We start from the raw sequence: 24,636 nt of genomic DNA on the forward strand, positions 1-24,636 counted from the left end.
TCGACAATTGTCCCATCATGCTGCGAATCCTCCCGCTGGCCGATGACCTGATTTTGCCGCAGACCAGGCAGGAGATCTACTTTTTCAACAGAATCGGCCAAGTGCGAACAGGGACATAAAATACGCTGCTCGTTATTCCTGTGCTTTCGACAGAATGTGACCTACCCTTAGACCTTTAGGCTTCGCACACCATGGGCGACTCTCGTTTCACACCGGACCAGGTGGCGTCGCGCTCTGGTAATGCTCAGGTGGATAAGGATGTGAGGAACTGGTTAGTGGGCCTTCCAATCGCCGATAGGCTCGATTTTCTAAAGCAACTGTGGCCACTGAACTTCCGATACTCACTCATACTGCTCCAAGCTGCACAGCTGCCAAGGCAGGAAAACGAGTATCTGTTCAGGTACTGGCTGAGTACCGGCCATCACAACACGGCGCAGGAACTCATCAAGCGGTTACAGCCGGTTCTTGGGGAAAGAAAGTTCTGGCAAATTGCGTCACAAGAGAAGCTTTCACCGACTATGCGCGAATTCATGAATTACTACGGCCATGGACGCCTGGACTCACAACCCCAATAAACCTTAAGCCTTCTAGAAAGTCCGTTTCCGGCGCCCCCGGATACCACGGCCGTTAGTAGCGAATGTTTTCCGCGGGGGTTGATCTCTGCTCTTGGTGATAGGCAAAAGAAGGCCGTTAGCAATCGGGGGAATAAGATGAACGAAGATTTCAGCTATGTCTGGCTATTGCCGCTGCTGGAGAAACCCTTCGAAACAGCTGCGCTCGATTTGCCAGATGCGATAAGCGCCCTTAGCAAAAAATATACGCTACCTGCCGACATAGCGTTGCAGCCGCTGGTGATCACAGCCTTGACGTCGCATTCCGAATATTGGTCGGGACTGGCGCTTAAATGGCTCGAGGATGGCTTTCCTATAGACATTACGCTGGCCGCGTTCCTGGCTCATTGCGCCGATGACAAAACGCTGTCTCAGTCTTGCCGTCATAGAGCACGCAGGCTTGCGTCCCGTTGGCGGTAAACCACTTGATGAGCCAAGTCTGCTCTTAATCAGGTCTCGGAAAAACAGCCGTACCCACGGCCAGACCCAACACGCCATCAAGCGTCGAGCCTCGGCTCAGCGACTACCTCCAATTGCACCGCTCACGCCCACAACCGAGGTGAAATCAGCAAGCGTTTGCTGAAGTTCGTCCATTGCTCGTGAAATAAATTTGCCGCGATGGTGCACTGTGTACAACTGCCGTTTCTGCGATGGCACCGGATGGTTGAGCACGGCCAGCTTGCCCTCGGCAATCAGATCGCTAACCACCCAATACGACAAACAACTGATGCCGACCCCAGCCGCTACCAGCCGCTTGATCGCTTCGGAACTACCGATCTGCTGGGCGTTTTTCCAGGGGCCAAGCCGGGGCACGAGCAGTTGTAAAACTTCTTCGGCGGTACCGGAACCGTCTTCGCGAATAAGCCAGGGCGCATCGCGAAGATCGTCGAGGGAAACCTGTGTTTTGCGCGCCAGCGGATGATCGCTGGCAGCGATGATCACCAGTTCATCTTCGAACCAGGGCTGAACGCTCAACTCGGGCAACTGACTCGGCCCTTCTATCAGGCCGATATCGATGGAAAGCTGTGCTGCCTGACTGGCGATATCGGCGCTGTTGCCCATCACCAGATCGACCCGCACCCCGGGCGCTCGCTTGCTCAGCAGCGGGATCAGGAGCGGCATGATGTAGTTGCCAATAGTGGTGCTACAGCCCACTTTCAATCGTGCGACGGGATCCCTGTGCTGAAATCCGTCTTCTATTTCGACCGCCGCCTCAAGCAAGCGAATAGCCTGAGGCAGCAGCCGCTGGCCGTTATCGTTGAGCACCAGGCGCTTGCCAACGCGGTCGAACAGTCGGACTTGCAACGAGTTTTCCAGCTCGTGCAGCGCAGCGCTGGTTGCAGATTGGGACAAGGCTAGAGCGAGGCTCGCGCTCGTGGTCGAGCCTTGTTGAGCAATGGCCCGAAAAATATCGAGCTGGCGAAGGGTCAGTCTCACCGGATTACCTATCAGATGGGTAAGAGATAGCGAAATTACCCGTTTTATTCGATAGATGCATCCCGTTACTTTGTCGTCTCATCAATTGCACAGAGGGTGGTGGGATGGACGGCCTGAGCTTTGGAAAAGTATTACAGGGGCTGCAGCCTTTAGCGGCGCTCTCGACACCGAAAGAGTCGATCCGCCAGTTCACGCCCAATTGGTTCGCCACCACGATGGGCACCGGCATCCTCGCTCTGGCGCTGGGCCAGTTGCCCGGAAACATCCCAGCTCTGTGGCAGCTTGGCAAAATCATCTGGTTGTTGAACATCGTACTGTTCGTGGTTTTCATTGCCATGTACACCGCGCGATGGCTGATGTTTTTCCATGAAGCCAGACAGGTTTTCGGACACCCGACCGTTTCCATGTTTTTCGGCGCCATCCCGATGAGCCTCGCTACCGTCATCAATGGATTGGTGCAGTACGGTCTGCCAAGCTGGGGTGATGCGGTAATCCCCTGGGCTCACGCTCTTTGGTGGCTGGACGTGGCCATGGCCATGGCTTGCGGGGTGCTTATTCCGTTCATGATGTTTACCCGCCAGGAGCACTCCATCGACCAGATGACCGCCGTGTGGTTACTGCCGGTGGTGGCCGCGGAAGTTGCCGCGGCAAGCGGTGGTCTCATTGCCCAGCATCTGACGCACGCCAGCGCACAGTTCAACATGCTGATTACAAGCTATGTGCTGTGGGCGTATTCGGTGCCTGTGGCACTCAGCATTCTGGTGATTTTGGTGCTGCGCCTGGCATTACATAAACTGCCTCACGAAAATATGGCCGCGTCGATCTGGTTATCCCTAGGCCCCATCGGCACCGGGGCGCTGGGGATGCTGCTGATCGGCAGCGAGGCGCCTGCGATTTTTGCCTTGCATGGCCTGCCCGGCGTTGGTCAGGTAGCTGCTGGCATGGGTTTGATTGTCGGCACCCTGCTCTGGGGGTTTGGCTTGTGGTGGATGTTGCTGGCCGTGCTTGTCACCGTCCGCTACGCCAGGGAAGGCATCCCGTTCAACCTTGGCTGGTGGGGTTTTATTTTTCCATTAGGCGTCTACGCCGTAACCACACTGAAGCTGGGTGCGATGCTGGACATGGCTTTCTTCGATGTACTGGGTGTGTTCTTCGTGGTGGTGCTCTCGGCCATGTGGCTAGTGGTGGCCAGCAAAACGGCCCAGGGGGCTTATCGAGGTAATTTGTTCGTGTCGCCTTGTATTGCGGGCAAAGCCTGCGCTTTGGCGCTCTCGACACCAGGCTGTTCAAAATGAAAGCGTGGAGATGATTGCTATGGAGGGAGCTGGCGCTTATCTCGTCATCAATGCTGTTCTGGATAAGAGATTGTTATCTGGCGAATAGGAGATTTCGCCGGTAGCTTTTTCCTCAAGGGCAGTTTTAGGCCTGAAACTGTCCATTGAGGCAAGCTGCTTTTGGCTCTTCGTCCATCATGGATATCCAGGCAGTCTCCCTTGAAAACCGTTCCAGGTGACTCTCCGTATGCTTCAATTTGATTAGCCTCCTCTTCTTCCTGTTTTCACAGTCGCGTAAAAAACCACGCGCTATTCTCGATCAATTTTTTGTCTGTTTTGATGGAACCGCCGATGGACATCATGGATACCAAGCAAGAAAACACCCTCGAAAAATCACTCAGGCTGGCGGCGGATGAACCTGCCCATCGACCTGATTTTTTCAAGACTCTGTTAAATTCTACTGTCTACGTCCTTGGCACTGCCGGCATTGGCGAAGGTCGAATCAACATCGAATCTGGTAGCAACATCAGCATTGCGCATTGGCAAAAGCCTGACGGCTCCCCTGTCATCCCGTTTTTTTCTTCGTTGCAAACACTACAAAGATCTATAGCTACCGAAGAGTCCTACATAGAGATTCCGGCCAGATCGCTGTTTGAAATCACACTAGGCAGCCCTCTTTTCCTTAATCCAAAGTCTCCCTACGGGAAAGAGTTTTTACCGGAGGAAGTGCGCCATCTGCTCTCCGAAGGCGTCGGCCAAAAACCAGTGCAGCGCACAGTCGAACAAGACACCAAAGTGTTGCTCGGACAGCCGTCGCAATATCCGTCGAAGATGGTCAACTCTCTCACACAATTGCTCGCCAAACATCGCAACGTAAAGCGTGCGTTTCTGGCGTTGATGCATGATGCATCGTCTGATCAAAAGCCTCATCTGATCATTGGTATTGAAGCGGACGGAGATATTGAACTGGTCATGCGCGAAGCTGGTAACGTTGCCGCGGATAGCGCTCCGGATGGCGACCCCGTTGACCTCTGTCGAGTTCACGAAGGGGAATCAGGCCTTAGCGATTACTTCCTCAAGCAAACCGCACCTTTCTATGAACGGAAGTCGGCGGGCTGGCTGCGTTCATTTCTTGGCTTTGGAAAAGCGTGACAGAGATCAACTCAGTGCTAACCGCAAGGCAGGACTGCGAAATTGTGCTTGCCTGTTTGACGGCGTGATGAGAGATGGCAAACCAGAGGTTTTGTCATTCAGTGAATGATTACGTCGTCCACGGCATGACGAAGTTCTGTTAAGTCGGTGTTAACGCGCATTTGATCATCGCGCCTTCTTACCTGAACGCGATTTGCCAGCGATCCATGACAGCGTTATCGCCGGAATTGAGAGTAAGGCCGCGTAGATGATACCGACACCTATCAACGGGGATGGACCAGAAGTCACCAAAACCACTGGGATCTGAGAGAGCATTACGACCGCGCCTGCGGACCACTGTGAGCTTCTTAGAACGGTTCCAAGAATCACTGACAAAGCTAGCGCGGCGGGATAGATGACTGTCCAGTAGCTCGGCAGGTCCCAAGGCTCTGCAGCCCCTGTGATTGCTGATACAGAAGTCCAAAACACCAGGGACACAACGCAGGTAACAATGAATGCCATGAACAATTCCCAGACCTCGGAGCCAATCGGATTGGTTGTTTTGTAATTGTGGTTGTTTCTGGACGACCGCTGTCGGTCACGATGGGCGGGAGTTGGCCAGAAACTGTTGGTCGACTGATAGAGTAGGACATTTACCCTGCTGATTTTCCAGGAAGATTATGGACATTAGACTGACCGAAACAAAAGACTGGATGCTTTTGAAGCAAGTCCGACTCGCAGCACTTCTGGACACGCCAACGGCGTTTGGTGTGACTTACCAAACCGCCGCCAAATACACTGACGAACAGTGGAAAGACCGCGCATCATCAGTCGGAACGGCATTCTGGCTGGCTTTCGACAGTGACAAACCTGTTGGAATGGTCGGTGCAGCAGTGAGCAGTGCGAATCGCTATAACTTGATCGGAATGTGGATTGCGCCCTCTGCACGCGGCTCTGGCGTAGCAACTCAGTTGGTTGAGGCCGTGAAAACTCGCGCGATAGACCAAGGCTTTGATGGCGTTTTTCTCGACGTCTCTCCAGACAATGCGAGAGCCTCAAACTTCTATCTAAAGCAGGGTTTTGCTTTCCTGGATGAATGGGAGCCGTTAGAAAGTCATCCGCATATTTCAGTTCAGACAATGCATTGGTCCGGGAACTGATTCACTGGCTTTCCTGCATGCAGGACGTCCGCAATGGATCGGTAGTCGTCTTCCGCCGAGTAGGAGTATCACTGGGATCGACAGGCCATTAGCGCGTTGAGTTCTCCGTAGGTTTTAGCCTTCAGGTCGTGGGTGTTGAGTTGACCGTTTTCCAGGAAACCGCGGGCCACTCCCTCCATGGCTCCGTACAAGAACTCCGCGATGGCCGAGCCCGCGCTCAAGCGCCGGACTCCCATCTGCGCCAAGGCTTCCGGAGTGGCAAGACCCGGCCGCCAGAGCAGGTTCACCGGTAATGTCGATTCCTGACACACCGTGGCAATTTCCAGAGGCTCCACCACGCCTGCAGCGAATAGCCCATCCGCGCCCGCACTGGCGTACAGCGCAGCGCGCCTTAATAGCTCTTCCAATCGCCGCTCAACGGGGAACAAGTTCTTCAGGTAAACGTCGCAGCGCACGTTGACGAACAGGTTTATCCCCCGCTCGCCGGCGACTCTTCGGGCTGTGTCGATTTTCTGGATGAGCAGCTCTGGCGGAGCGACTCCATCCTCGATATTGATACCTACCGCACCGGCGTCAATGACAGTGGCGATGACTTTGGCAACGTGCTCAAGGTCGTCTGAATAGCCCCCTTCGATATCTACAGTCAGCGGCACGCTGAGCACCCGGGACATTGAGGCGACGGTACTGCTCAACAGTCCAATAGGCAGCTTGTCGCCATCTTGATAACCGTGGGCCCAGGCCACTGCCGCGCTGCTGGTGGCTACGGCCTTGCTTCCCAGCCGCTCGACCTGGCGAGCGCCACCCGCGTCCGCCACGTTGGCAAGTATCAGCAAACCCTGTTGGTGAAGACTGTGAAAAGTGTCATCCAGTGATGCCATGAGTATCCGGTTCCTTGTCGATCATCTTGAAGGGGTGGTTACGCAGGGTAGCCCAGTTCAAGTGATTGGGAGCTTCTACACTATCAGGCAGGAAGGCCGAGAGCGCGACTTCGCATCAGTTTGCATCCGACCCAAAGTTGACCTTCGCCCAGCTTGCTAACACTGAGACGCTGAATCAATGTAGACAATTAGCACAAAGGGAAAATGGCTGGGGCATGCTCGACCTCAAGCCACCCCGCTCCATGTCGCCCCCCATACAATGTAAAGCTGAGTACAATCTAGAGCAGATCAGTATCAGGACAGCAGATTCGTTACCGCTCCAACGGCTACATGGTTGCAACGAATGGTTCCGCCAATTCCCCAGATCGAGACGATATCCACGAGAATCGATAAGTCTTGCAATCGCTTCAGATCAATTGATTCGAGCAAGTTTTGATGATTGAAATCTGTCAGTGAAAGGTCATAGATATCACTGAATATCAGCTCAACCAGTAAACTTTTCTGGCATACGTATTCAAAGTCCGCCGTCCCAACGCCAACCACATCATGCTCTCGGTAGTGCACGCAGAGCTTCGCGATCGTAGCCGAATCTTGGTCCGGAAGGCCGCGAGATACCAGAAGAGAGATCACCTCTGCGTCGTGAAACGATGGCCAGAAACCAATAGTTTCAATAACATTTTCGGCTCCGCTGATCAGCTCTTCGGGTTTCACTGTGTGCCTCCAGGATGACGTCAATGACTGATACTCATCAGAGCGGTATGCCCAAACGGTTAATTCTGGCGGGCTTGGAAGTTCCCATTGAGGATGTACTCCCAAGCGAATCACGAGATTCAAGTTTTATTTAATAACAGGAGTGGCGCCATCATCGGCTCTCCTTACCCGGCTATTCAATCAAATCCAACATGGACTCGTGAACCTCGATAGACGAACCGTCCTCAAACTCAATTAAGTAGATAGTACCTGGTGGAAATTGATCAAAATATCCACCGAGACGACCGTCGTAAACGCCAACTACCCATGCTCGCTCGCCAGGCCTTATTTCCAATGGCGCCTTGTCGGATACTCTAACTATGTCGTCATACGTAAATTTACTCATATCAATGGTGCACCGAAAGATAAGGACTTCCATCCGGTGTCGTCACACCGGGCCGATGGCCGTGGGGGCCTTTTGCTCTTGGATCACTTGTCGCTTTATAACCTCGCGGGTCCAGGCGATCAACTTTAGTTTTACAGCTTGCGCCAAGGGCCGGCTGGAAATCGCCATCTGGCGATCCTTGACGTGTTCCCCTTGCCGAACTGGATATGGAAACCACCGAAATTCCACGACGCAACACAATGAATATTATTTTTAGCATAAGACATGTCGCCCCTCCCCCCAAAGAACCACCCTAAATGAAGAAAGCGCACTGTACTCAGAAAAATACGGATCTAGTCGCTGAAGTAATCATCGTGGATTTTTATCGCTTCCAAGAGCGAATTACCCCAATCGCAACGCCCCACGGGGTTTTCTTCGACGAAAAGCTGCGCCGTCTGATTACGAGCGTTTGTATCACGATCAATATCTAGAGGCGATTTGTAAAACTCCACATTTTGAACGCAAAACTTATTCTGCTCGAGATCTTCGAAGCAAAAATAAATCGCCATAGTACTCTCATCAATAAACTTCCAAATCTCATGCAACTTAAACATTTGACCCTCCCGGTTTAGAGATGCCCACTTGCCACTCATAACGCGACCTTTTGGTATTATCCCACGACTCTCAAAGGCGTCAGTTTGGGCGTCCTCCGCTCTCTCGTAGACCCTAAAGGTGAGTTCGCCTTTTTGGCTATACCGGCTGTCCAGTGTGTTATTACTGCGGTGATGTCCATCTGGGTCGGCTCTGCCGTGAAGGGCAATCTCGATAGCATGATCGATGGCATACCCTCCTCAGCGTTGACGACATCGCCATCGCCATTCAACAGGATTGAAATCGGCCCCACAAATATACTTGGCAGCGAAACAGATTCAAACTCATCCAACGAGCCTTCAAAAGGCACCCTCAGACTGGCTGATTTTGCGGGTGAGTCCCTCTCTGCACGAAGGTCCGGACGAGATTGGAATAAGGGTGAAGGAGACTGAATGGATGAGATTGGTCGTGAGACTGGTTGCCATACGTGCGGAAATACGGACTTGGGAACCAAGAGTGGGAACCCTATTCCGGATCATCAACCAGCCAAAGCCCCTCAATCCAACCTGTGCGCAGCAACGACTATATCCGCACCGCTTAACCTTTAGCCGACTACCGGGTGGCCAGGTGCGTGGCGCTACGAGGAGACATCAATGAAGATTATTAACGCGGAAACAGACGCCGGTGTGGCGCTGAAATCTGAGGGCTTGCTAGAACACTTTGGCTACGAAATAAGTGTGAATTTCAATGATACCAACCTGAGAAATGATGCGATTGAGTTCATAGACCTCGTGGTTCGTTACATTGAGGAAGGTCATCAGGTGGCTTCTGGTGAAACCCTGGGCTATGGGTCCTGGATTACCAAAATGGAGCTGAACGATAATCGTGAGCTGATATTTTTCGAGCAGGTGCCGCTGACGGATGATTATGCGCTTGGCATCAGTACCACGCTTAGGCTATGGATTGAGCAGCACTCAGTGTGCTCGAAAGTAGGTGCAGATTTCACTACATCTCGATTTGAGCAGCTAATCGTCATCTCCGATGGCGTGCTTGAGGGAGAGGCAAGTGAGGGTGTGCGGTACCCTTCCCCCGAGCATATGTCTGGTTGGTGGATAACCACTGACAAATACAACGGAGATACCAAAAGCCTGAAGACTGTGCATGCCCAGCACCTCGCCGTTAACCGTCCAGACCTTGTTAAGTATCTTGGGTTACCGAACGGCTATCGGTTTCATGAATTAACCAACGATGCCTGGCTCGATGAGAAAGTGGTCGGATAGAGGGTGGCAACGGCCTGACCCAAGGGTTGGGCCACTGTACATTAATCTGCATCGCTAGCTGCCTTGACTATGGGCTCTAATGGTCAGAAACCGGAGGGGCTACCCACGTTTTTCTGAATCACCAAAAAAGTCATCTCTGATGACCAAGCCAGAATTATCAGCGGCATCACCTTGGTCGGCTTCATCTGAATAGATTCTGCGTTTTTAATGGTCGCCGCCGCCCCCTAAAATGCCGACCGGCCGCTTTGGTCGATTGCTGTCAGTCAGACAACTCAGGATGCCTGTTGACGCAATCCTCACCCAGAGTAAGGTGCTGAGGCATACCCAATCGCTAATCCTGCAAGGAAGATACATGACAGCCGGACTGCATACCGGGGCGCACGCAGGCTACAGCACCCTCAACTGGGATAATGGATGCGACGTTAACCTGGGCGACGTCATCAGCCAGCTTCCTCAGCTTGTGTTGGGCCATCACGTTGCTATCGCATGGTCGGATAGCGGAGCCCATAACCTTAGTACTGCTGAGGTAGCTAGCGGTTGGCAACGTGTAGGTGACCTGGTGATCAGTCCGATGATTGAAGATGTCGCTCAGTTGCCCACGCCGGGCTTTGACGAATGGTATGTCTTTGAGCGCTTGCCAAGTCGGGCAAGGCTCTCCAGATTTAACAGAGCTATCGCATTTCAACCTTTCGGAGAGAGCAATGAGGTCGTCGAGTTCTGGTCACAAATTGAGGATTTGCAACCAACACACGCTCTGCTTGGCGCCTGTCCAAGTCTGTTACTGATCACGCGGGACGCTGCCATGTATGAGCGCGTACTTGCTTTTATTCGCTAAAGGCTAAAGGTTGAGATGTCACCTGCGCAGATCTAACCATCGCTGTATCGACAAACGAGTCAGTACTTCATTCATAGGTGAGTTCGCAAGACGGTCACCGCGCAGGGGGTAACTTACCTTCAACCTGGATCGGTGTCCTTGCTCACCGCGCTGGAGGCCTATGACCTGTTCGTGCCAGTTGGCGACATTTCCCCGTTCATTGTTCAGGTCAACTTCCTCAAGACAGCGAAGTAAAAAGGGTTCTGCCAGTGCAACGCTGCCCTGAACAATTTTCAGCGCTGGTGGAGTGCGCTGCTTTTGTGAATTGGCGGGCCGTCGTGGCGGGTGGCGCTCCACTTCTGGCGCTCGCCTTCGCTGTTTAAATGGTTAAAACTGGCTGTCATCGACAGCTAGTCATTTTCCAGGGAGGACACCCAGTGCTCATCGCCCACCTGTCAGACCCGCACATCAGGCCAAAAGGCGAACTCTATAAAGGATTGGTGGATTCAAACACGATGTGCAAACAGGCCATCGATCATCTGAACGCCCTTCATCCGCGCCCGGATGTGGTGATCATCACCGGTGACCTGGTGGATGAAGGACAACCGGAAGAATACGAAATGGCCCGCGCGTTGCTGGCGGAGATCAAGCAACCGCTGTTGATGATCCCTGGCAATCATGATGATGGCGAGTTGTTCAGGTCTGCGTTTGGCCAGGCAGAAAGCGCTGAACGCGATGGGCCGCTGCACTTTGTTGCGTCAGACCTCGGGCCCGTCCGTATCATCGGGCTGGATATCACCGTGCCCGGCGAACATCACGGCGACATGACCGAAGCAGCACAGGCATGGCTGGAGGCTGCCCTTGCAGAAGAGCCGGATCGACCAACCTTGATCATGCTCCACCAGCCGCCGTTCTTGAGCGGCATTCCCTATATCGATACGTATGCGTGTATCAATGCGCATCGGCTTGTTCAAGTGGTCGAGCGTTACCCGGCCATCGAGCGAATTGTCTGCGGTCACATCCACCGATCCATGCAGCTGCGCTTTGGTGGCTCTCTGTTGTGCACCGCCCCCAGTACCACCACAGCCATCGCTTTGGCGCTGGACGCAAATGCTCCGGAAGCCTCTTACGTAGAGCCGCCTGCCCTGCTCTTGCATCACTGGAAACCTGATACCGGGCTTATCACTCATTGGGTGCCGATCGGCAAATTTCCGGGGCCGTTGCCGTTTGCTTGATGGGTAATCCGTGCACGTATTTTCCGGCAAGGCAGTGACTCTCTCAAAACGAGGACATCGCGTGTCGCCATTAGATATTCAACTCATCACCAGACTGCCCGCCCGAATTCCGCTACTGGAAAAAGAAGCCACCGCAGAGGGCTTCAGGTTTCTCACCCGTTTGATTGAAGAATGGCGTACCGGAACCAATCGCTTCGACACGCAGGGCGAATGCCTTATGGCAGCGTATCTAGGAGACCGTCTCGTAGGCATTGGAGGCCTGACGCGTGACCCGTTTACTCAGGAAAACATCGGCAGGCTACGCAGGGTGTACATCGCACGTGAAGCAAGAGGCCAGAACATCGGGAGGGCATTGGTCAATCGACTTGTGGAACACGCAACTCAACATTTCCGCATCGTGCGCCTCTCCACTGACACCTCAGATGCAGCTGCGTTTTACATACGCTGCGGCTTTCAGCCACTGGATGACGAGCACGCTACGCATGTGATGTTTTTGGGGGATGCGTGAAGAGGCAAAAGTATCACTTGCCCGGTTCCGGATTGGCTTTGTGCATAAAGTGGCCAGTACATCCACTGCATTTTCGTCCCGAAAATCGACTCTTCCCGAATGAACCCAATCCCACAGACAAGGTGTCGGTGTCACAACAGCGCCGAGTCAGGGTCGATGCTGAAAAGAGGATAAACTTGTTGTCCGCCGTCTCGGACAAGGCATAAGTAGCGTGACTGAAACTGACTACCCGCCTCTTGGCAACCGAATAATGAAAGTCGACCACGCCGGCGAGCACGGCGCTATCTGCATCTATAGCGGGCAGTTGTTCATGGCTCGGCTCTTTGCTCCAGATATGGTGAGTGAACTCAAGGAGTTTCTCTCCCATGAGCGCCGTCACCGGACGGTTTTTCAAGCTGAACTGCAACGGCGCAATTATCCGCGCTGCCGCAGTTACTGGCTGTGCGGTATTGGCGGTCTGGTGCTGGGTCTGGTTACCGGCATCTGTGGTCGCAAAGCCATTGTGGCGACCACCGTCGCGGTGGAAAGTGTCGTGCTCAAACACCTGGCTCATCAGCTTCATGAACTCGGAGATATCGATCCACATGCAGTGGCCGCTATTACTTCGATCGTGGAAGAGGAACAACACCATCACGACCAATCAGCGGCGCAAATTGATGTCCGCGATGCTTGGTTCAGAGCGCTTAACCCATTAGTAACGGCATGGACTGAAACCGTGATCTGGATGGGCATGCGCTCCTGAAATCACGCAAATTCTACCGGTTGCGACAGCGCTATTCTAAACAATGACTGACCGATCCCGACCCCGTCGGATAAAGGTTCATCCATGCTGAATGTACTTTTCGTCTGCGGTAAAAACAGATTGCGCAGCCCGACCGCTGAACATGTTTTTGCAAACTGGCCGGGTGTAACAACGTCATCTGCGGGGATCGGTCATGACGCCGACGTTCCCGTGGACTCGGAGCTTGTCGAGAGGGCGGAGCTGATATTCGTCATGGAGCCTGCTCATCGCAGGAAACTCAAGGCAAGGTTTGCCAGTGCGCTGAAAGACAAGCGAGTTGTTTGCCTCGATATCCCTGACGACTTTGAATACATGCAACCTGAATTGATTGAGATATTGAAAGCCAAGGTTCATCGCTTTTTACCCGTTTGATGATGGAGATTGTCAGGGCTGGGTGCCCTGACAATCGTCAATCAACTGATGAATTACAAACGGTGAACCTCAATATCCAGCCCCTCCTCCGGCGTTGGCGTCTGGAAGTATCGAGTGATCAAATCAAACTCCGCGTCGGTCGCAGCGAAGTCATGTTCACCGCTCTTGTTGCGGGCGTGCAACCTGGCGCGGCAAATATCATCATCCACGTCCAAATAGTGCAAGCAGTGTCCCACTCCGCCTGATTCCGCCAGACCACGTAACCACTCGCGATCTGCGCGAGTGTTGCCAGGAAAATCCAAAATAACACTGATGCCCGACTGCAATATATCGATCACCAACGGGCGCAAAACATCACGAATTCGATGGGCGAATTGCACATAGTCGGTCACTGATTTGATCTCGCCAGGGTAAAGCCTCGAGAGCCAGTGATCCTCACTCAGTAGGATTGCCGAGTGTTCAGCGACAAGTGCCTTCGCAAGTGTTGATTTGCCGGAGGCGATCTTGCCGCACATGAGATGCAGTTTCGGAGTTGGCATCGACAGGTCCTGTTGTCAAAATGTGGTGGGTATCAGCCGAGGGCTGCCCGACTTCAAGCACAGTCAAAGATCCCGCCCCATCAGCCTGTGTTCCTTACCCCACGCCTGAAAACTCTCCAGCACCTGCCAGCCGCGCTTGGCGTAGTACTCATGGCGATCGTGGGTATGCAGATACAGTCGCGTATTGCCGTTGGCTTTTGCTGTAGCGCAAATGCCTTCGATCAGTTGTTCCGCCAGACCTCGCTGCCGTGCATGCGGAGCGATGAAAACGCAGGCCAGCCAAGGGCCGATGTCAGGGCGTTCGGCCAGGTCATTTCTGGCCAGTGCAGCACCGCCCAGAAGCAGGCCGCCCTCGACGGCGATCAGGCATTGCCAGTCACCATTAACCTGCCCTTCGGCAAACTCACGCTGCCAGTCACTTAATGGGCGATCGACGTACTCATAAGCAAATTGTTCGTGCACCCACTGTGCGAAGGTATTGCTGTACTGCATATCATCGCGCAGCCAGATCAGGCGGAGCATATGGGGTTCCTTTTCGTTTACTTCCAATGAGTTCATTATTTCCATCACCACAGGTCTGGTGTATTTCTCACCCGGATCAGTATCTGGCGGATCATTGCTGCGAACCCACTCGCCTTGATCGAAAGCCTGATAAAGCGCGAAGGCTGGCTGTGGCAGATCAGTCACTATGCCTACCTCGACGATGGCATTCGCGATCCCATTCATGACGCCATCGCAAAACTCATAGGTCAAGGCGTGCGACAGGTAGCCCTCGGCAACAGTTAGTGCCAACTTGTTCAGGATGTCTGCCGAATTCATTTCGGACTGAAGTCTGATTTGCTCCAGATCACTCAGCGCCAGGCCATGCTCTTCGGCGGCTATCAGCAGCGTTTTGATTTCGCGCTCAGGTAGTTTTTTGTTCATGGCGCTTGCTGATCGCTCTTCGAGAAAGCGGCAATCCTGGAACGAAGTGCCTTCAACGCAGCGCCGATATGCCAGCATTCGACGTCAATAATAATCGCCTGGCCCGAGTCAGGGTGCAGCTCGATCCGGGTGGAGACGCCCTGATCCGCAAGCAACTGCTGCGTACATTCGAGATGCCGACGTGTGCCCGTCAACCACTGGCGATGCTCATTTATCAACATCAAGGCTTGCGGGTAAGAGCACTCGAGTTTTTGACGAAGGTTAATCAGTTCGGGTTTGTTTTCACGGCTAAACGTTGGAGTGAGCACGTAAAGATTTTCCCCAGCCGTACGCAGGTCGTACTTGTCTTGCAGGTACTCTTCAACACTTATGGCACTGCAAACTGTCTCGACCGCTCCAGTCAAGACGTCGACAAGGTGAGCATTAACGCCAACATAGCAATACTCCGTCTTGCCATGCACAACGTAATCCTCAGAATTGGAGCGAACTACCCAGTAATCGCCATTGGCAGAAAGCTCACAAAAATAAACAACAAAACGCTCCGGCTTTCCGTCCCTGAGATAACCGTCATGGAGAGCAAGCACGATGGCGCGGGCCTGTTGTTCAGATAACATTGTCTGGCGCTCTTGGGTCGTGTGGTCAGTTGCGGAGTGTTATATAACCCGTAACCGGTCGGCAGGTCATCCCCGGTTAAGCAAGGCAACAACTTGCGAGTAGAGGTAACCCAGTGGAACTGAGAATATCCGAAGCAGCCGACTGGCATTTATTTGAAGTGATCGCCCGAAAGCTTGAGCACAGTTTTCAAGGCGTCTGGACGCAAAAAATCGACGGCCTTGATCAGCGTTACTGGGACCTGCAGGTAGGCGATCAAACGCTCACGCTGCACCTTGAACATCATTTGGGTATCAGCTTGTTCAATACGCAGCGGGATCAATCAACAGACCTGCTTGAAAGGGCTCATCGTTTGTTGGCAGCGGATTTCCAGGTGGCGTTTGAGCCTGCCCTGTCAAAATCCTGATTTCGTATCTAACCACTTATGTAATTATCCCCCATCAAACGGACTGACTGGAGACACCGGTGCGACGCACGATTATTCCTCTTGCCTTCATGAGCCTTGCAGCCTGCTCCAGCCATCAGGTGCCAGCAGACAAACAGACTGCGCTGCTTGAACAGCCTTTCACCCCCAACAGCGTGATGCGTGAAGGTGACGTGATTAACTTTCAGGTCGCTGACCCGACCGATTCAGGTCCGCCGTTCTGGAGCACTTCCCAGTTTTCGGCTGCTTGCTCCCAGCCGCAGGTGAATGCGGTTTTTTCATTCAAGTACAGGCGCTTCTACCCCGGCAATTACGGGTTCTACACCCCTGCAACGCCACTGCCAGCGCAATACCATACCGTGCTGATGGACAATCGGGACTTCACTCGCGCGTGTAAAAATCTGCCAATGCCGGACTGGCGTAAGGTGGCCGGGGCTGACGATAAACAACAGCTACTGCTCGACATCACGAGCCTGCAGAAACAGGGCGACAAGGTGCAGTTCTGGGCGGCGCATGATGAGCCGAAAACCAGTATCAGCCCGTCCAACACCGCGCCTTTCACCCAGACACGCGAATACTACGTCATGGACTGCAGCGCACGCAGCGCGACACTGCTGGGGCTTTATTATCTGAACGCAAAAAATGAAGTTACCGACGGGCAAATTGAGAGACTTCCCGCTCCAAAGGCCATAACCGCCGCGGACGAAGACCTTTCCAGACTGCTCGAGCATGTGTGCAAGGCACCAGACTCGCTGGCTTCCCTGCCTGCACACAAGCCGCGCAGCAAGGCAACGGTGGCAGCCGATGCCCTGCCCGACGTCAATCCGTCAGTCTTGAAAAACATCGAACAACTGCGCATGCCAGCGCCGTCCCGACAGCTCAATTACATCGAGTTCGCCGGGACACGCAGCAATGGCAAGATTGAATGGAAAGACGGCAAAGCGCTTACTCTGTCCACAGACCCGACTACCGGGCAGCTCGCGATTGCCCATAAAAACGAAAATCACGTCGGGCGTCAGATTAATTGGCGCGGACTGCTGGAGCTGTCCGGCAGAGAACAAGCCAAACTTTCCCATGACACTCTGGTAATGAAAAGTCTGACCTTCCACGGCGACTGGCAACACCTGAACGTGGGCAGCAAAGTGGGTTACACCTTCACTCGAAGCCTGTCCAGTAATGTGCTTGGGAAACTGGGCGAAGACCCCGAAATCGTAGAGTGTTCAGTGGACCGCGAGCAACCCGCGAAAAAACTGTACGCCAATCTCCAGGGCAACGCGAAAGCACTGATCTGCCGCACCAGCATGGGTGGCTTCACGCTCCCCCAGACAGAGCATTACTACTACCTTGTGGATTACGGCTTTTTCTATCATGCCCGCACTGACGAAAAAGATTACACGTCAATGAATATGCAGGTGGTAAATGCGCGGTAAAGCACCGCGTTTGCTTGCTCCAACAGGAAAAACACAAGCCCTGTAGGAGCGCCCCTGTTCTGGTCTCTGTGACACCGCGCTGTCGCGCAGCAAACACAGCCCTGTAGGACCGGCTTTAACCGGGAAGGCAGTATTCCCAAGAAGGTTGGGTGATTGTCCCGACGCCCTCCCGGCTAAAGCCGGTCCTACGAGATCGCGCATAACCTGTGGGAGCGGTGCTTGCCCGCGATGAAGGCGACGCAGCCTGAAGGATTCACCGCGGTGTCCTTATCGTCGGAATGCCGCCCAGACCAAGCAACACACATGGAACTGTGTTTGCAGCGAGACAGCGCGGTGTCAGGGGCACCGGGCGATCTCCTACAAATCGGGTTTCTTCAGACCTAATCGTAAAACGGCGCCACCAACGTCCGGCTGCCGACAAAAAAACTGTCCGCGACCAGTCGTAACGGCTGCAAATCCAGATCACTGGCTTTGTCACCAATCAACTGCTGAAAATGTCGATATACAGCGGCGTACTCGCCCTCCTCCGAAACAGCCTGACGTACGCCGTCGATGCTCAACAGCGCACCACCGTTGTCCAGTCGCAGAACACCTTCGGCACAGCGAATCTCGATGCTCCAGAGTTCATCATGACCATGGTCAAAATCGAACTCCGCGCGAACATCCAGTTGACGGGCATCAGACATCTTGATGGACGCGGCAATCGGCGACTGACAGTTACTCGGGACGCGCAGCTCGGCGGACTCAACGAATAGCGGCAGCGGCAGAAGATGGGTGGCAATCGACAAGGCATTGATGCCCGGATCGAAAACCCCCAGACCACCCGGCTGCCAGATCCATGCCTGACCGGGGTGCCATTTGCGCACGTCTTCTTTCCAGTCGATCTGCACGCTGTGCAACGTGCGAGTGGCCAGCCAGTCGCGAGCAGCTTCGATCCCGGGCGCATAACGCGAATGCCAGGCGAACAAACCACTCACGCCCTGCTCCGCAGCCTGACTCGCCAACGCCATCGCTTCACCCAACGTGGCGCACGGCGGCTTCTCGACCAACACATGTTTACCCGCCGCCAACGCTTCCTGCACCAGCGCGAATCGCCCTTGCGGCGGTGTGCAGAAGGCAATCGCATCAACTTGCGGGCCTTTTTCGAGCAACTCGCTCAAGGACTGAAAGTTCTCTACACCGGCACAAGGCTGGCCTTGCGTTGCGACGGCCACCAACTGAAACGCGGGGTTGGCGGTTATCGCGGGAACGTGCTGATCCTGGGCAATCTTGCCGTAGCCCACCAGACCGAGACGGATCGGTTGCATCGATGACTCCTGAGTTTTTGTAGTTATCTGGAAAACGATCCACCAAGACTACGTTTGTACGGCGGGGAAGTCATCACTGTGGCAAACCTGTTGTGCATGAAACACTTCACGCGCTCAGCTCATTCGCCCGCCCGACCAGGAATTAAAAAGCAGTTCGGCGTGCCCCTGAAACGATCAAGTGAGCACCGCCTGGCGTTCCGCGTCCTTGCCATTGTCAGGACGAATTTTGAACCAGATGGAATACATCGCCGGCAAGAAAACCAGCGTCATGACGGTGCCTCCCAACGTACCGCCAATCAGGGTGTAAGCCAGGGTGCCCCAGAACACCGAGTGGGTCAGCGGGATAAACGCCAGAATCGCCGCCAGAGCCGTGAGCAGCACCGGACGTGCCCGCTGTACGGTCGCTTCAACCACCGCATGAAACGGATCGAGCCCCTCCTTTTCGTTTTGGTCGATTTGCCCGATCAGAATCAACGTATTGCGCATCAGGATGCCGGACAGCGCAATAAGCCCCACCAGGGCGTTGATTCCGAACGGCTGACCGAACAAGAGCAAGGTCGGCACCACGCCGATCAACCCAAGCGGCGCGGTCAGAAACACCATGACCATCGCCGACATTGATCGCACTTGCAGGATGATGATCAGCAAAGTAATCGCAATCATGATCGGAAACAGAGGCGCCAGGGCTACCGTGGCTTTGGCTGACTCCTCTATCGACCCGGCCTGCTCGATGCGATATCCATCAGGAAGGCTGGCAATGATGGGTTGCAGATCTTTCATGATCTTCGCGGACACGTCCGGGGGTTGCAGGTTTTCTGCTATATCGCCCCGCACCGTAATTGTCGGTACGCGGTCACGGCGTCGCAGAATGGGGTCCTCCATGCGCACCCCAACTTCTCCGATCTGCGACAGTGGAACGCGCTGACCGGCAGAGCCCACAAGGGTAAAGCCCTCGATGCGCGCCGGGTCCAGACGGATATCTCCTGCCGCCCGCCCCATCACCTCGACCGAGCGAATGTCTTCGCGTACAGACGTAATCGGCACGCCCGAGAGCAGGAACTGCAATTGCTGGGCGACTGCGCTGGACGTCAGTCCAACTGCCTGCAAGCGGTCCTGATCCAGCGAAAAATGCAGCGTCGGTACGCGTGGCCCCCAGTCACTGTTGACGGTTCGCATCATCGGACTCGACAGCAGCACCTTTTCTACCTGCCCGGCGATTTCACGCAGTGTGTCAGGGTTGGGCCCCATCACGCGGTAGGCGACTGGAAAGGGTGAATACGGACCGAATACCAGTTGTGTGACTCGCACCCGAGCTTCAGGTGCCAGGCCCTGAGCAACTGCCTCGCGAATGGTGTGCTTGAGGGACTCCCGTGCTTCCTGACTCTCGGTCAGCACAACGATCTTTGCGAACGAAGGGTCCGGCAGCTCCGGCGCCATTGCCAGGTAAAAACGCGGCGAACCCTGTCCGATGTAAGACGTGACAATTTTTGCCGCCTCCTGCTCTTTCAGCCACGCTTCGATCCTGGCTGTCGTGGCGCTGGTTTGCTCAATCGATGTGCCATACGGCATCTGCACTTCGATCAATACTTCAGGACGATCTGACGTCGGGAAGAATTGTTTTTTAACCAGCCCCATGCCGACGATCGCCACGGCAAAAGCAGTGATGACCGCGCCTGCTACCCACCATTTTCGGGCGATAACGCGGGTGAGCACTCGTCGAAAGCGGTTGTAATGAGGGGTGTCGTAAATGGCCGCATGCCCGCCTTCGACCGGCTTGATGTCGGGCAACATTTTCACGCCCAGATATGGCGTGAAAACCACTGCCACCACCCACGAAGCAATCAGCGCAATACCCACGATCCAGAACATGTTACTGGTGTATTCACCCGCCGTTGACTGAGCAAAACCGTTAGGCATGAACCCCACTGCGGTGACCAGCGTACCCGCCAGCATGGGTGCGGCCGTATGGCTCCAGGCGCAGGCGGACGCCTTGATACGGTCATAGCCCTCCTCCATTTTCACCACCATCATTTCGATGGCGATAATGGCGTCGTCCACCAGCAGCCCCAGGGCGAGAATCAATGACCCCAAAGTAATACGGTCAAAGTTCTTGCCCGAAGCTTCCATCACCACGAAGACGATCGCCAGCGTGAGCGGCACAGCCGCTGCGACCACCACGCCCACTCGCCAGCCCATGCTGAGAAAGCAGACCAGCATCACCACCAGCAGCGCGACAAAGAACTTGATCATGAACTCATCAACGGCCGAGCTGATGTTGACGGATTGATCAGTGACCTTCGACAACGTCATGCCCAGCGGCATAGCGGTGTTGATTTTCAACGTCTCGGCATCCAGCGCCTTACCCAGATCCAGACCATTCCAGCCCTCGCGCATCACGATGCCCAGCAAAAGCGCGGGCTCGCCCTGATTGCGCACCATAAACGTCGCCGGGTCTTCGTAACCCCGCTCAACCGTCGCGACATCCGCCAGCTTGAGCGTTTTGGCCTGAACCACGATGGGCGTGTTGCGGATCTTCTCAAGCGTGTCTAAGGCGCCATCCAGACGCAAAAACACCTGGGGCCCGCTGGTGTCTATCGAACCGGCAGGCGTCAGCACGTTCTGGTTGTTCAGTGCTGAAAAAATGTCCTGAGGCGAGATGCCCAGCGTCGCCAACCGCTCATGAGAGAACGACACAAAGATGCGCTCGGCCTGCTCTCCGATGATATTGATCTTCTTTACGCCGGGCACATGCAACAAGCGCTGCCGCAGGGATTCAGCGTCGCGCACCAACAAACGCTGGGGTTCACCTTTTGCTTTTAACGCAAAGAGCGCAAAGGTCACGTCCGAGAACTCATCATTGACCATCGGACCGATAACCCCGGCAGGCAAGGATCGCGCGGCATCGCTCAGTTTTTTGCGGGCTTGATAAAACTCCTCCTGCACCTGGGAAGGCGGCGTTTTATCCTGAAGTGAAACCATGGTGAACGCCAAGCCTGGACGGGTGTAGGTCTCGCTTCGGTCATACCATTTGAGTTCCTGCATGCGCTTTTCAAGCGGCTCGGCCACCTGGTCCTGCATCTCTTGCGCAGTGGCGCCCGGCCAGGCAGAAATAACGGTCATCTGTTTTACGGTAAACGGCGGATCTTCTGCACGACCCAATTTAAAAAAAGAAAGCGTTCCGGCCACCCCGATCAGGAAAATCAGGAACAACGTGATTGACCGCTCGCGAACCGCAAGGGCCGAAAGATTGAAGCGCCCGCCACTCATGGCCTCACTCCTGCGACGCCATTGGCGCCCAGATGCAGCACCAGCACCTCCTGGCCCTCATGAAGCAGGTGCGCCCCTAACGCCACGATTTGCTCATCGAGCCTGAGGCTGCCGCTCACCCTTGCCGAGTCGTCGCTGACACCGAGCAGTTCGATGGCACGCCATGACACTTTCGCAGGTGTCCCTGAAATAACCCACACGCCCGGCCCGTTGCCGGGGTCATGGATTGCCGCGACGGGCACTGTAAATGCAGATTCAGCCTCTTTGGGGTCAGCGATGCTGAGCGTGACCGTGGAACCGAGCGGTGCACTGGCATAGGCGCCGTCCAGCACATAACGGGCCTCGAAGGTACGGGTGAGCGGATCTGCGGCATCTGAAAGGAGTCGCAGCGTCGCAGGGATAACGCTGGAGTTATTACCGTACAACCTCGCCTGAGCGGGCGCGCCTACAGCCGGACGCAGTGTTTCGGGCAAATGAATGATGGCCTCACGCTGCCCCGCTTTTGCCAGTCTCACCACCGGCTGACCTGCGCTTACGACCTGTCCGGGTTCTGCCAGGGTTTCTACAACCACCCCGTCGGCATCAGCCAGCAACGCCGCGTACCCCGTCGCATTGCGGGCAACGCTGGCCTGGGCTTGTGCGGCATTCAGCTCGGCTTTCGCAGAGTCGGCCAACGACTTGATCCGGTCATAGCTCGACGCAGAAATGGCACCTGAAGCGATCAGATTCCGATTACGAACCTCATCACTTGCCGTCTGCCGCGCACGCGCCTCTGCAGCGGCAACGGCCTGTTGCTGGGCCCTGGACTGCAAATCAAGGTCTACAGGGTCCAGACGCATCAGCGGCTGACCACGCTTGACTGTCTGCCCCGTATCCACCAGACGCTCCAGGACCTTGCCGGAGACGCGAAACCCTAAATCGCTCTGAACGCGAGCAACAACAACGCCCGTGAACGATCGAGATGAATCGACGGCGTTCGCGACGGTAGCAGTCCTCACCAGTGGAGGCTGATTGCGCGGATCACGTACGTTCGAGGACTCGCCACAGGCAGCCAGCAGGAATGGCAGCACACACACGGCGATAGTGGCAGGTCTGGACCAGAGCATAGGATGCCTTACTTCAATAAGTGAGCAGGAATCCAATTCTCTAGATAGTGACCAAATTAGTCAATGGTCACAATATCAGGGTGCCAAGCTGCGCAGTATCAATGCCGACAGGAGTACTGGCGCTGTGGACGCGATTTCGAGGTTGTATTGCAACTGCACCGGACTGATGTAAGGGCGCATCATCAGGTGAATGGCTTGCACAGCTTCGTCCAGCGGCGTCTTGCGCTCGAACTCGCCAGACTCCCTGCCCTCAAGCACAATCTGCTGAATGAGCTGGCGCAAGCGTTCGTCATGGGCCATCGCGGACGGCCACTGATCCCGTGCTGCCACGGACGCAATGTCGTAGAGCTTGCGATCATGGAAAAACAGATCACTGCCAGCCTCGACCAGCGACCGGAACAGGCGGCGCAGCTTCTCGGAAGCTGTTGGCGCATCCTTGATTGCGGTGTTCACAATGGCCATGATCATCGCCAGCCGGTTAGAGCAAATGACCTCGCCGATGGCCTGTTTGGAGTCAAAGAATTTGTAGATGTAGGCCTTGGAAAAGCCAATGGCCTTGGCAAGATCAGACACCGTGGTCTTCTCATATCCATAGTGGCCGAAATGCTGTGTAGCAGCGTCCACGACCTGATCGCGAACGCTGTGATCTGAGGGACCGCGCGATGGCGGCGTATCGTTTTGGTTGGTCATGTTTCTAACTTAGCTCTGTGAGCATGGATTGGCAACCAGTGACCCAATTGAACCCTGGTCACAATAATCAGCTCGATAAAGAAGCGGCTTTGATCTAAATCAGGAATCAGGTAAACCTCAAGCCAATTGCAGTCGCACCGTTTGCCATTGGTTCCAGCAATCCTCAGCCACGATATCGGGATATCCACGCGCCTGTTCCATCTCAAGCGCAGTGCTGAACGACAGAGCGATACAGGTGGCGCGGTCTCGAATATCAACCACCTCGGCTTCCGTGAGTGGCGAACCTTTGCTGTTCTCAGCGGCGCTCAGGACCGCGACAAGAGCAGGCACAAACACAAGGCATAGCGGATCTGCAGACATCAATTACCTCGCTGTTTTACGTCGTTGATCTGTTTCGTAAAGCCATCACCTGTGAGGCGCGAAGACAACGAAGATCCTGATTGTGGAAAATCAGATGCGCACGAAACGCTTTGGTTTGCGGGTCCCAGTGTTCAAGATCTTCTATCCGAAACTGATACGTGCCCTGATACGCCGCTGCCAGATCAACCGCCAGACTGCGCGCCGCCTCACCGGGTGTCGCGAGGGTCCACTCAATAATATCGTCGACCTGTTGCTCAGGCGTTCGCGATTGCTCGCCATTGGCTTGAGCCAGCACAAACTCGTTATAGAGCGACGCGCCATCTTGCGGATCATCAGCAGGATTACCTGGGCACAGTCGGGTCTCCCATGGAATCGTGTACATCTGTTTTCCAAGAACATCGGTCAACACGTAATCCGTTGGTTTCGCCAGACGCTGCATATCGGCCTCCTGTTCACAAAAACCAATACTAACGTAGCGAGGTAAGTTCCGGCTAAAGCGGATCATTGGGAGCGAGGATTCTCCTCTGTTGGAACGACCAAGGGGCAGCGTCAAACATCGGCAGCGCTCATAAAACATCACTTAATAATGGATTTGAAACACAGACCTGGTAGGAGCCAACTTGTTGGCGAAGCGGAATTTCTCACGATGCAGGTCCGACGTCTCGCCAACAAGTTGGCTCCTACCGGGGTCAGCCGTTTGCTTCGCGACTGCGGTGTGTCAGGGACACAACGCGCACTTTCATCAAACATCACTTCAATAATGGATTGGAAACGCGGACACGGTAGGAGCCAACTTGTTGGCGAAGCGGAATTTCTCACAATGCAGGTCC

26 protein-coding genes are annotated in these 24,636 nt (G+C 54.6%); 13 read left to right on the plus strand and 13 right to left on the minus strand.

Features of this window, described 5'->3' with window-relative positions:
- Positions 1–191: 191 nt before the first annotated feature.
- Together KDX30_RS26975 and KDX30_RS26980 are read left to right on the plus strand one after the other, a co-directional pair.
- On the plus strand, positions 192–575 hold the full coding sequence (locus tag KDX30_RS26975; RefSeq protein WP_122395811.1) for a hypothetical protein: 384 nt from the start codon (positions 192–194) through the stop codon (positions 573–575).
- Positions 576–710: 135 nt separating this feature from the next.
- Positions 711–1,031 carry a hypothetical protein gene (locus tag KDX30_RS26980; protein ID WP_231666641.1) on the plus strand — a complete coding sequence of 107 codons (321 nt, stop codon included), beginning with the start codon at positions 711–713 and terminating at the stop codon, positions 1,029–1,031.
- A gap of 96 nt (positions 1,032–1,127) precedes the next feature.
- On the opposite strand, the gene KDX30_RS26985 is transcribed toward KDX30_RS26980, so the two are convergent.
- Positions 1,128–2,048 (minus strand): LysR family transcriptional regulator, encoded by a 921-nt coding sequence (locus tag KDX30_RS26985; protein ID WP_231677987.1) that lies wholly within the window; start codon positions 2,046–2,048, stop codon positions 1,128–1,130.
- Positions 2,049–2,152: 104 nt separating this feature from the next.
- Here KDX30_RS26985 and KDX30_RS26990 point away from each other — a divergent pair, with 104 nt between their 5' ends.
- From KDX30_RS26990 to KDX30_RS27000, 3 genes are all read left to right on the plus strand, one after another.
- Positions 2,153–3,343 carry a TDT family transporter gene (locus KDX30_RS26990; RefSeq protein ID WP_231677988.1) on the plus strand — a complete coding sequence of 397 codons (1,191 nt, stop codon included), beginning with the start codon at positions 2,153–2,155 and terminating at the stop codon, positions 3,341–3,343.
- A gap of 330 nt (positions 3,344–3,673) precedes the next feature.
- Positions 3,674–4,474 (plus strand): enhanced serine sensitivity protein SseB, encoded by an 801-nt coding sequence (gene sseB / locus KDX30_RS26995; RefSeq protein ID WP_176560651.1) that lies wholly within the window; start codon positions 3,674–3,676, stop codon positions 4,472–4,474.
- Positions 4,475–5,133: 659 nt separating this feature from the next.
- On the plus strand, positions 5,134–5,613 hold the full coding sequence (locus KDX30_RS27000; protein WP_231677989.1) for a GNAT family N-acetyltransferase: 480 nt from the start codon (positions 5,134–5,136) through the stop codon (positions 5,611–5,613).
- A gap of 68 nt (positions 5,614–5,681) precedes the next feature.
- On the opposite strand, the gene KDX30_RS27005 is transcribed toward KDX30_RS27000, so the two are convergent.
- From KDX30_RS27005 to KDX30_RS27015, 3 genes are all read right to left on the minus strand, one after another.
- On the minus strand, positions 5,682–6,491 hold the full coding sequence (locus KDX30_RS27005; RefSeq protein WP_231677990.1) for an isocitrate lyase/PEP mutase family protein: 810 nt from the start codon (positions 6,489–6,491) through the stop codon (positions 5,682–5,684).
- Between the two features lie 294 nt (positions 6,492–6,785).
- Positions 6,786–7,202, minus strand: coding sequence for an Imm50 family immunity protein (locus KDX30_RS27010; protein WP_231677991.1), 417 nt, complete (start codon positions 7,200–7,202; stop codon positions 6,786–6,788).
- Positions 7,203–7,919: 717 nt separating this feature from the next.
- Complete coding sequence (locus tag KDX30_RS27015; RefSeq protein WP_231677992.1) at positions 7,920–8,180, minus strand: hypothetical protein; 261 nt, start codon at positions 8,178–8,180, stop codon at positions 7,920–7,922.
- Between the two features lie 630 nt (positions 8,181–8,810).
- On the opposite strand from KDX30_RS27015, the gene KDX30_RS27020 reads away from it, so the two are divergent.
- The 6 genes from KDX30_RS27020 (at position 8,811) to KDX30_RS27045 (ending at position 13,147) form a co-directional block, all read left to right on the plus strand.
- The gene (locus tag KDX30_RS27020; protein ID WP_231677993.1) at positions 8,811–9,437 is read left to right on the plus strand and encodes an immunity protein Imm33 domain-containing protein; all 627 of its coding nucleotides are present in this window, start codon (positions 8,811–8,813) and stop codon (positions 9,435–9,437) included.
- 352 nt (positions 9,438–9,789) lie between these two features.
- Positions 9,790–10,272 (plus strand): hypothetical protein, encoded by a 483-nt coding sequence (locus tag KDX30_RS27025; protein ID WP_231677994.1) that lies wholly within the window; start codon positions 9,790–9,792, stop codon positions 10,270–10,272.
- A gap of 416 nt (positions 10,273–10,688) precedes the next feature.
- Positions 10,689–11,486: a phosphodiesterase gene (locus KDX30_RS27030; RefSeq protein WP_231677995.1), complete on the plus strand. Its 798-nt coding sequence runs from the start codon at positions 10,689–10,691 to the stop codon at positions 11,484–11,486.
- Positions 11,487–11,547: 61 nt separating this feature from the next.
- Positions 11,548–11,994: a GNAT family N-acetyltransferase gene (locus KDX30_RS27035; RefSeq protein ID WP_099269731.1), complete on the plus strand. Its 447-nt coding sequence runs from the start codon at positions 11,548–11,550 to the stop codon at positions 11,992–11,994.
- Positions 11,995–12,205: 211 nt separating this feature from the next.
- Positions 12,206–12,736, plus strand: coding sequence for a 3-demethoxyubiquinol 3-hydroxylase (locus tag KDX30_RS27040; protein ID WP_231677996.1), 531 nt, complete (start codon positions 12,206–12,208; stop codon positions 12,734–12,736).
- An 84-nt stretch (positions 12,737–12,820) separates the two neighbouring features.
- Positions 12,821–13,147 (plus strand): low molecular weight protein tyrosine phosphatase family protein, encoded by a 327-nt coding sequence (locus tag KDX30_RS27045; protein WP_231677997.1) that lies wholly within the window; start codon positions 12,821–12,823, stop codon positions 13,145–13,147.
- Between the two features lie 53 nt (positions 13,148–13,200).
- On the opposite strand, the gene KDX30_RS27050 is transcribed toward KDX30_RS27045, so the two are convergent.
- The 3 genes from KDX30_RS27050 to KDX30_RS27060 all read right to left on the minus strand — a co-directional run bounded on the left by KDX30_RS27050 (position 13,201) and on the right by KDX30_RS27060 (position 15,224).
- Positions 13,201–13,686, minus strand: a complete 486-nt coding sequence (locus tag KDX30_RS27050; protein WP_231677998.1) for an AAA family ATPase — start codon at positions 13,684–13,686, stop codon at positions 13,201–13,203.
- A gap of 63 nt (positions 13,687–13,749) precedes the next feature.
- Positions 13,750–14,208: a GNAT family N-acetyltransferase gene (locus KDX30_RS27055; protein ID WP_231678005.1), complete on the minus strand. Its 459-nt coding sequence runs from the start codon at positions 14,206–14,208 to the stop codon at positions 13,750–13,752.
- 398 nt (positions 14,209–14,606) lie between these two features.
- Positions 14,607–15,224: a hypothetical protein gene (locus KDX30_RS27060; RefSeq protein WP_231677999.1), complete on the minus strand. Its 618-nt coding sequence runs from the start codon at positions 15,222–15,224 to the stop codon at positions 14,607–14,609.
- 158 nt (positions 15,225–15,382) lie between these two features.
- Between KDX30_RS27060 and KDX30_RS27065 the strand changes: the two genes are divergently transcribed.
- Both KDX30_RS27065 and KDX30_RS27070 read left to right on the plus strand, forming a co-directional pair.
- A complete protein-coding gene (locus KDX30_RS27065; protein WP_231678006.1) occupies positions 15,383–15,628 on the plus strand; it encodes a hypothetical protein in 246 nt (81 codons plus the stop codon).
- A gap of 59 nt (positions 15,629–15,687) precedes the next feature.
- Positions 15,688–17,076: a surface-adhesin E family protein gene (locus KDX30_RS27070; RefSeq protein ID WP_231678000.1), complete on the plus strand. Its 1,389-nt coding sequence runs from the start codon at positions 15,688–15,690 to the stop codon at positions 17,074–17,076.
- A gap of 380 nt (positions 17,077–17,456) precedes the next feature.
- On the opposite strand, the gene KDX30_RS27075 is transcribed toward KDX30_RS27070, so the two are convergent.
- The 6 genes from KDX30_RS27075 to KDX30_RS27100 form a co-directional block, all read right to left on the minus strand.
- Positions 17,457–18,383, minus strand: a complete 927-nt coding sequence (locus KDX30_RS27075; protein ID WP_122395792.1) for a Gfo/Idh/MocA family protein — start codon at positions 18,381–18,383, stop codon at positions 17,457–17,459.
- 174 nt (positions 18,384–18,557) lie between these two features.
- On the minus strand, positions 18,558–21,650 hold the full coding sequence (locus KDX30_RS27080; RefSeq protein ID WP_231678001.1) for an efflux RND transporter permease subunit: 3,093 nt from the start codon (positions 21,648–21,650) through the stop codon (positions 18,558–18,560).
- Entirely contained in the window at positions 21,647–22,756 is a 1,110-nt protein-coding gene (locus KDX30_RS27085) for an efflux RND transporter periplasmic adaptor subunit (RefSeq protein WP_231678002.1), read from the minus strand. The genes KDX30_RS27080 and KDX30_RS27085 overlap by 4 nt, the downstream gene beginning before the upstream one ends.
- Before the next feature lie 75 nt (positions 22,757–22,831).
- Positions 22,832–23,446 carry a TetR/AcrR family transcriptional regulator gene (locus KDX30_RS27090; protein WP_122807736.1) on the minus strand — a complete coding sequence of 205 codons (615 nt, stop codon included), beginning with the start codon at positions 23,444–23,446 and terminating at the stop codon, positions 22,832–22,834.
- 117 nt (positions 23,447–23,563) lie between these two features.
- Complete coding sequence (locus KDX30_RS27095; protein WP_231678003.1) at positions 23,564–23,806, minus strand: hypothetical protein; 243 nt, start codon at positions 23,804–23,806, stop codon at positions 23,564–23,566.
- 16 nt (positions 23,807–23,822) lie between these two features.
- A complete protein-coding gene (locus KDX30_RS27100) occupies positions 23,823–24,311 on the minus strand; it encodes a hypothetical protein (RefSeq protein WP_231678004.1) in 489 nt (162 codons plus the stop codon).
- Positions 24,312–24,636: the final 325 nt, after the last annotated feature.

Source organism: Pseudomonas quasicaspiana, assembly GCF_021147825.1.
Classification (GTDB): domain Bacteria; phylum Pseudomonadota; class Gammaproteobacteria; order Pseudomonadales; family Pseudomonadaceae; genus Aquipseudomonas; species Aquipseudomonas quasicaspiana.

Bases quoted from the DNA above. Each gene is read 5' to 3' on its own strand.
- KDX30_RS26975 (WP_122395811.1), top strand. From the start codon at position 192: ATGGGCGACTCTCGTTTCACACCGGACCAGGTGGCGTCGCGCTCTGGT.
- KDX30_RS26980 (WP_231666641.1), top strand. From the start codon at position 711: ATGAACGAAGATTTCAGCTATGTCTGGCTATTGCCGCTGCTGGAGAAA.
- KDX30_RS26990 (WP_231677988.1), top strand. From the start codon at position 2,153: ATGGACGGCCTGAGCTTTGGAAAAGTATTACAGGGGCTGCAGCCTTTA.
- sseB (WP_176560651.1), top strand. From the start codon at position 3,674: ATGGACATCATGGATACCAAGCAAGAAAACACCCTCGAAAAATCACTC.
- KDX30_RS27000 (WP_231677989.1), top strand. From the start codon at position 5,134: ATGGACATTAGACTGACCGAAACAAAAGACTGGATGCTTTTGAAGCAA.
- KDX30_RS27005 (WP_231677990.1), bottom strand. From the start codon at position 6,491: ATGGCATCACTGGATGACACTTTTCACAGTCTTCACCAACAGGGTTTG.
- KDX30_RS27015 (WP_231677992.1), bottom strand. From the start codon at position 8,180: ATGTTTAAGTTGCATGAGATTTGGAAGTTTATTGATGAGAGTACTATG.
- KDX30_RS27020 (WP_231677993.1), top strand. From the start codon at position 8,811: ATGAAGATTATTAACGCGGAAACAGACGCCGGTGTGGCGCTGAAATCT.
- KDX30_RS27025 (WP_231677994.1), top strand. From the start codon at position 9,790: ATGACAGCCGGACTGCATACCGGGGCGCACGCAGGCTACAGCACCCTC.
- KDX30_RS27045 (WP_231677997.1), top strand. From the start codon at position 12,821: ATGCTGAATGTACTTTTCGTCTGCGGTAAAAACAGATTGCGCAGCCCG.
- KDX30_RS27050 (WP_231677998.1), bottom strand. From the start codon at position 13,686: ATGCCAACTCCGAAACTGCATCTCATGTGCGGCAAGATCGCCTCCGGC.
- KDX30_RS27055 (WP_231678005.1), bottom strand. From the start codon at position 14,208: ATGCTCCGCCTGATCTGGCTGCGCGATGATATGCAGTACAGCAATACC.
- KDX30_RS27060 (WP_231677999.1), bottom strand. From the start codon at position 15,224: ATGTTATCTGAACAACAGGCCCGCGCCATCGTGCTTGCTCTCCATGAC.
- KDX30_RS27075 (WP_122395792.1), bottom strand. From the start codon at position 18,383: ATGCAACCGATCCGTCTCGGTCTGGTGGGCTACGGCAAGATTGCCCAG.
- KDX30_RS27080 (WP_231678001.1), bottom strand. From the start codon at position 21,650: ATGAGTGGCGGGCGCTTCAATCTTTCGGCCCTTGCGGTTCGCGAGCGG.
- KDX30_RS27085 (WP_231678002.1), bottom strand. From the start codon at position 22,756: ATGCTCTGGTCCAGACCTGCCACTATCGCCGTGTGTGTGCTGCCATTC.
- KDX30_RS27090 (WP_122807736.1), bottom strand. From the start codon at position 23,446: ATGACCAACCAAAACGATACGCCGCCATCGCGCGGTCCCTCAGATCAC.
- KDX30_RS27095 (WP_231678003.1), bottom strand. From the start codon at position 23,806: ATGTCTGCAGATCCGCTATGCCTTGTGTTTGTGCCTGCTCTTGTCGCG.
- KDX30_RS27100 (WP_231678004.1), bottom strand. From the start codon at position 24,311: ATGATCCGCTTTAGCCGGAACTTACCTCGCTACGTTAGTATTGGTTTT.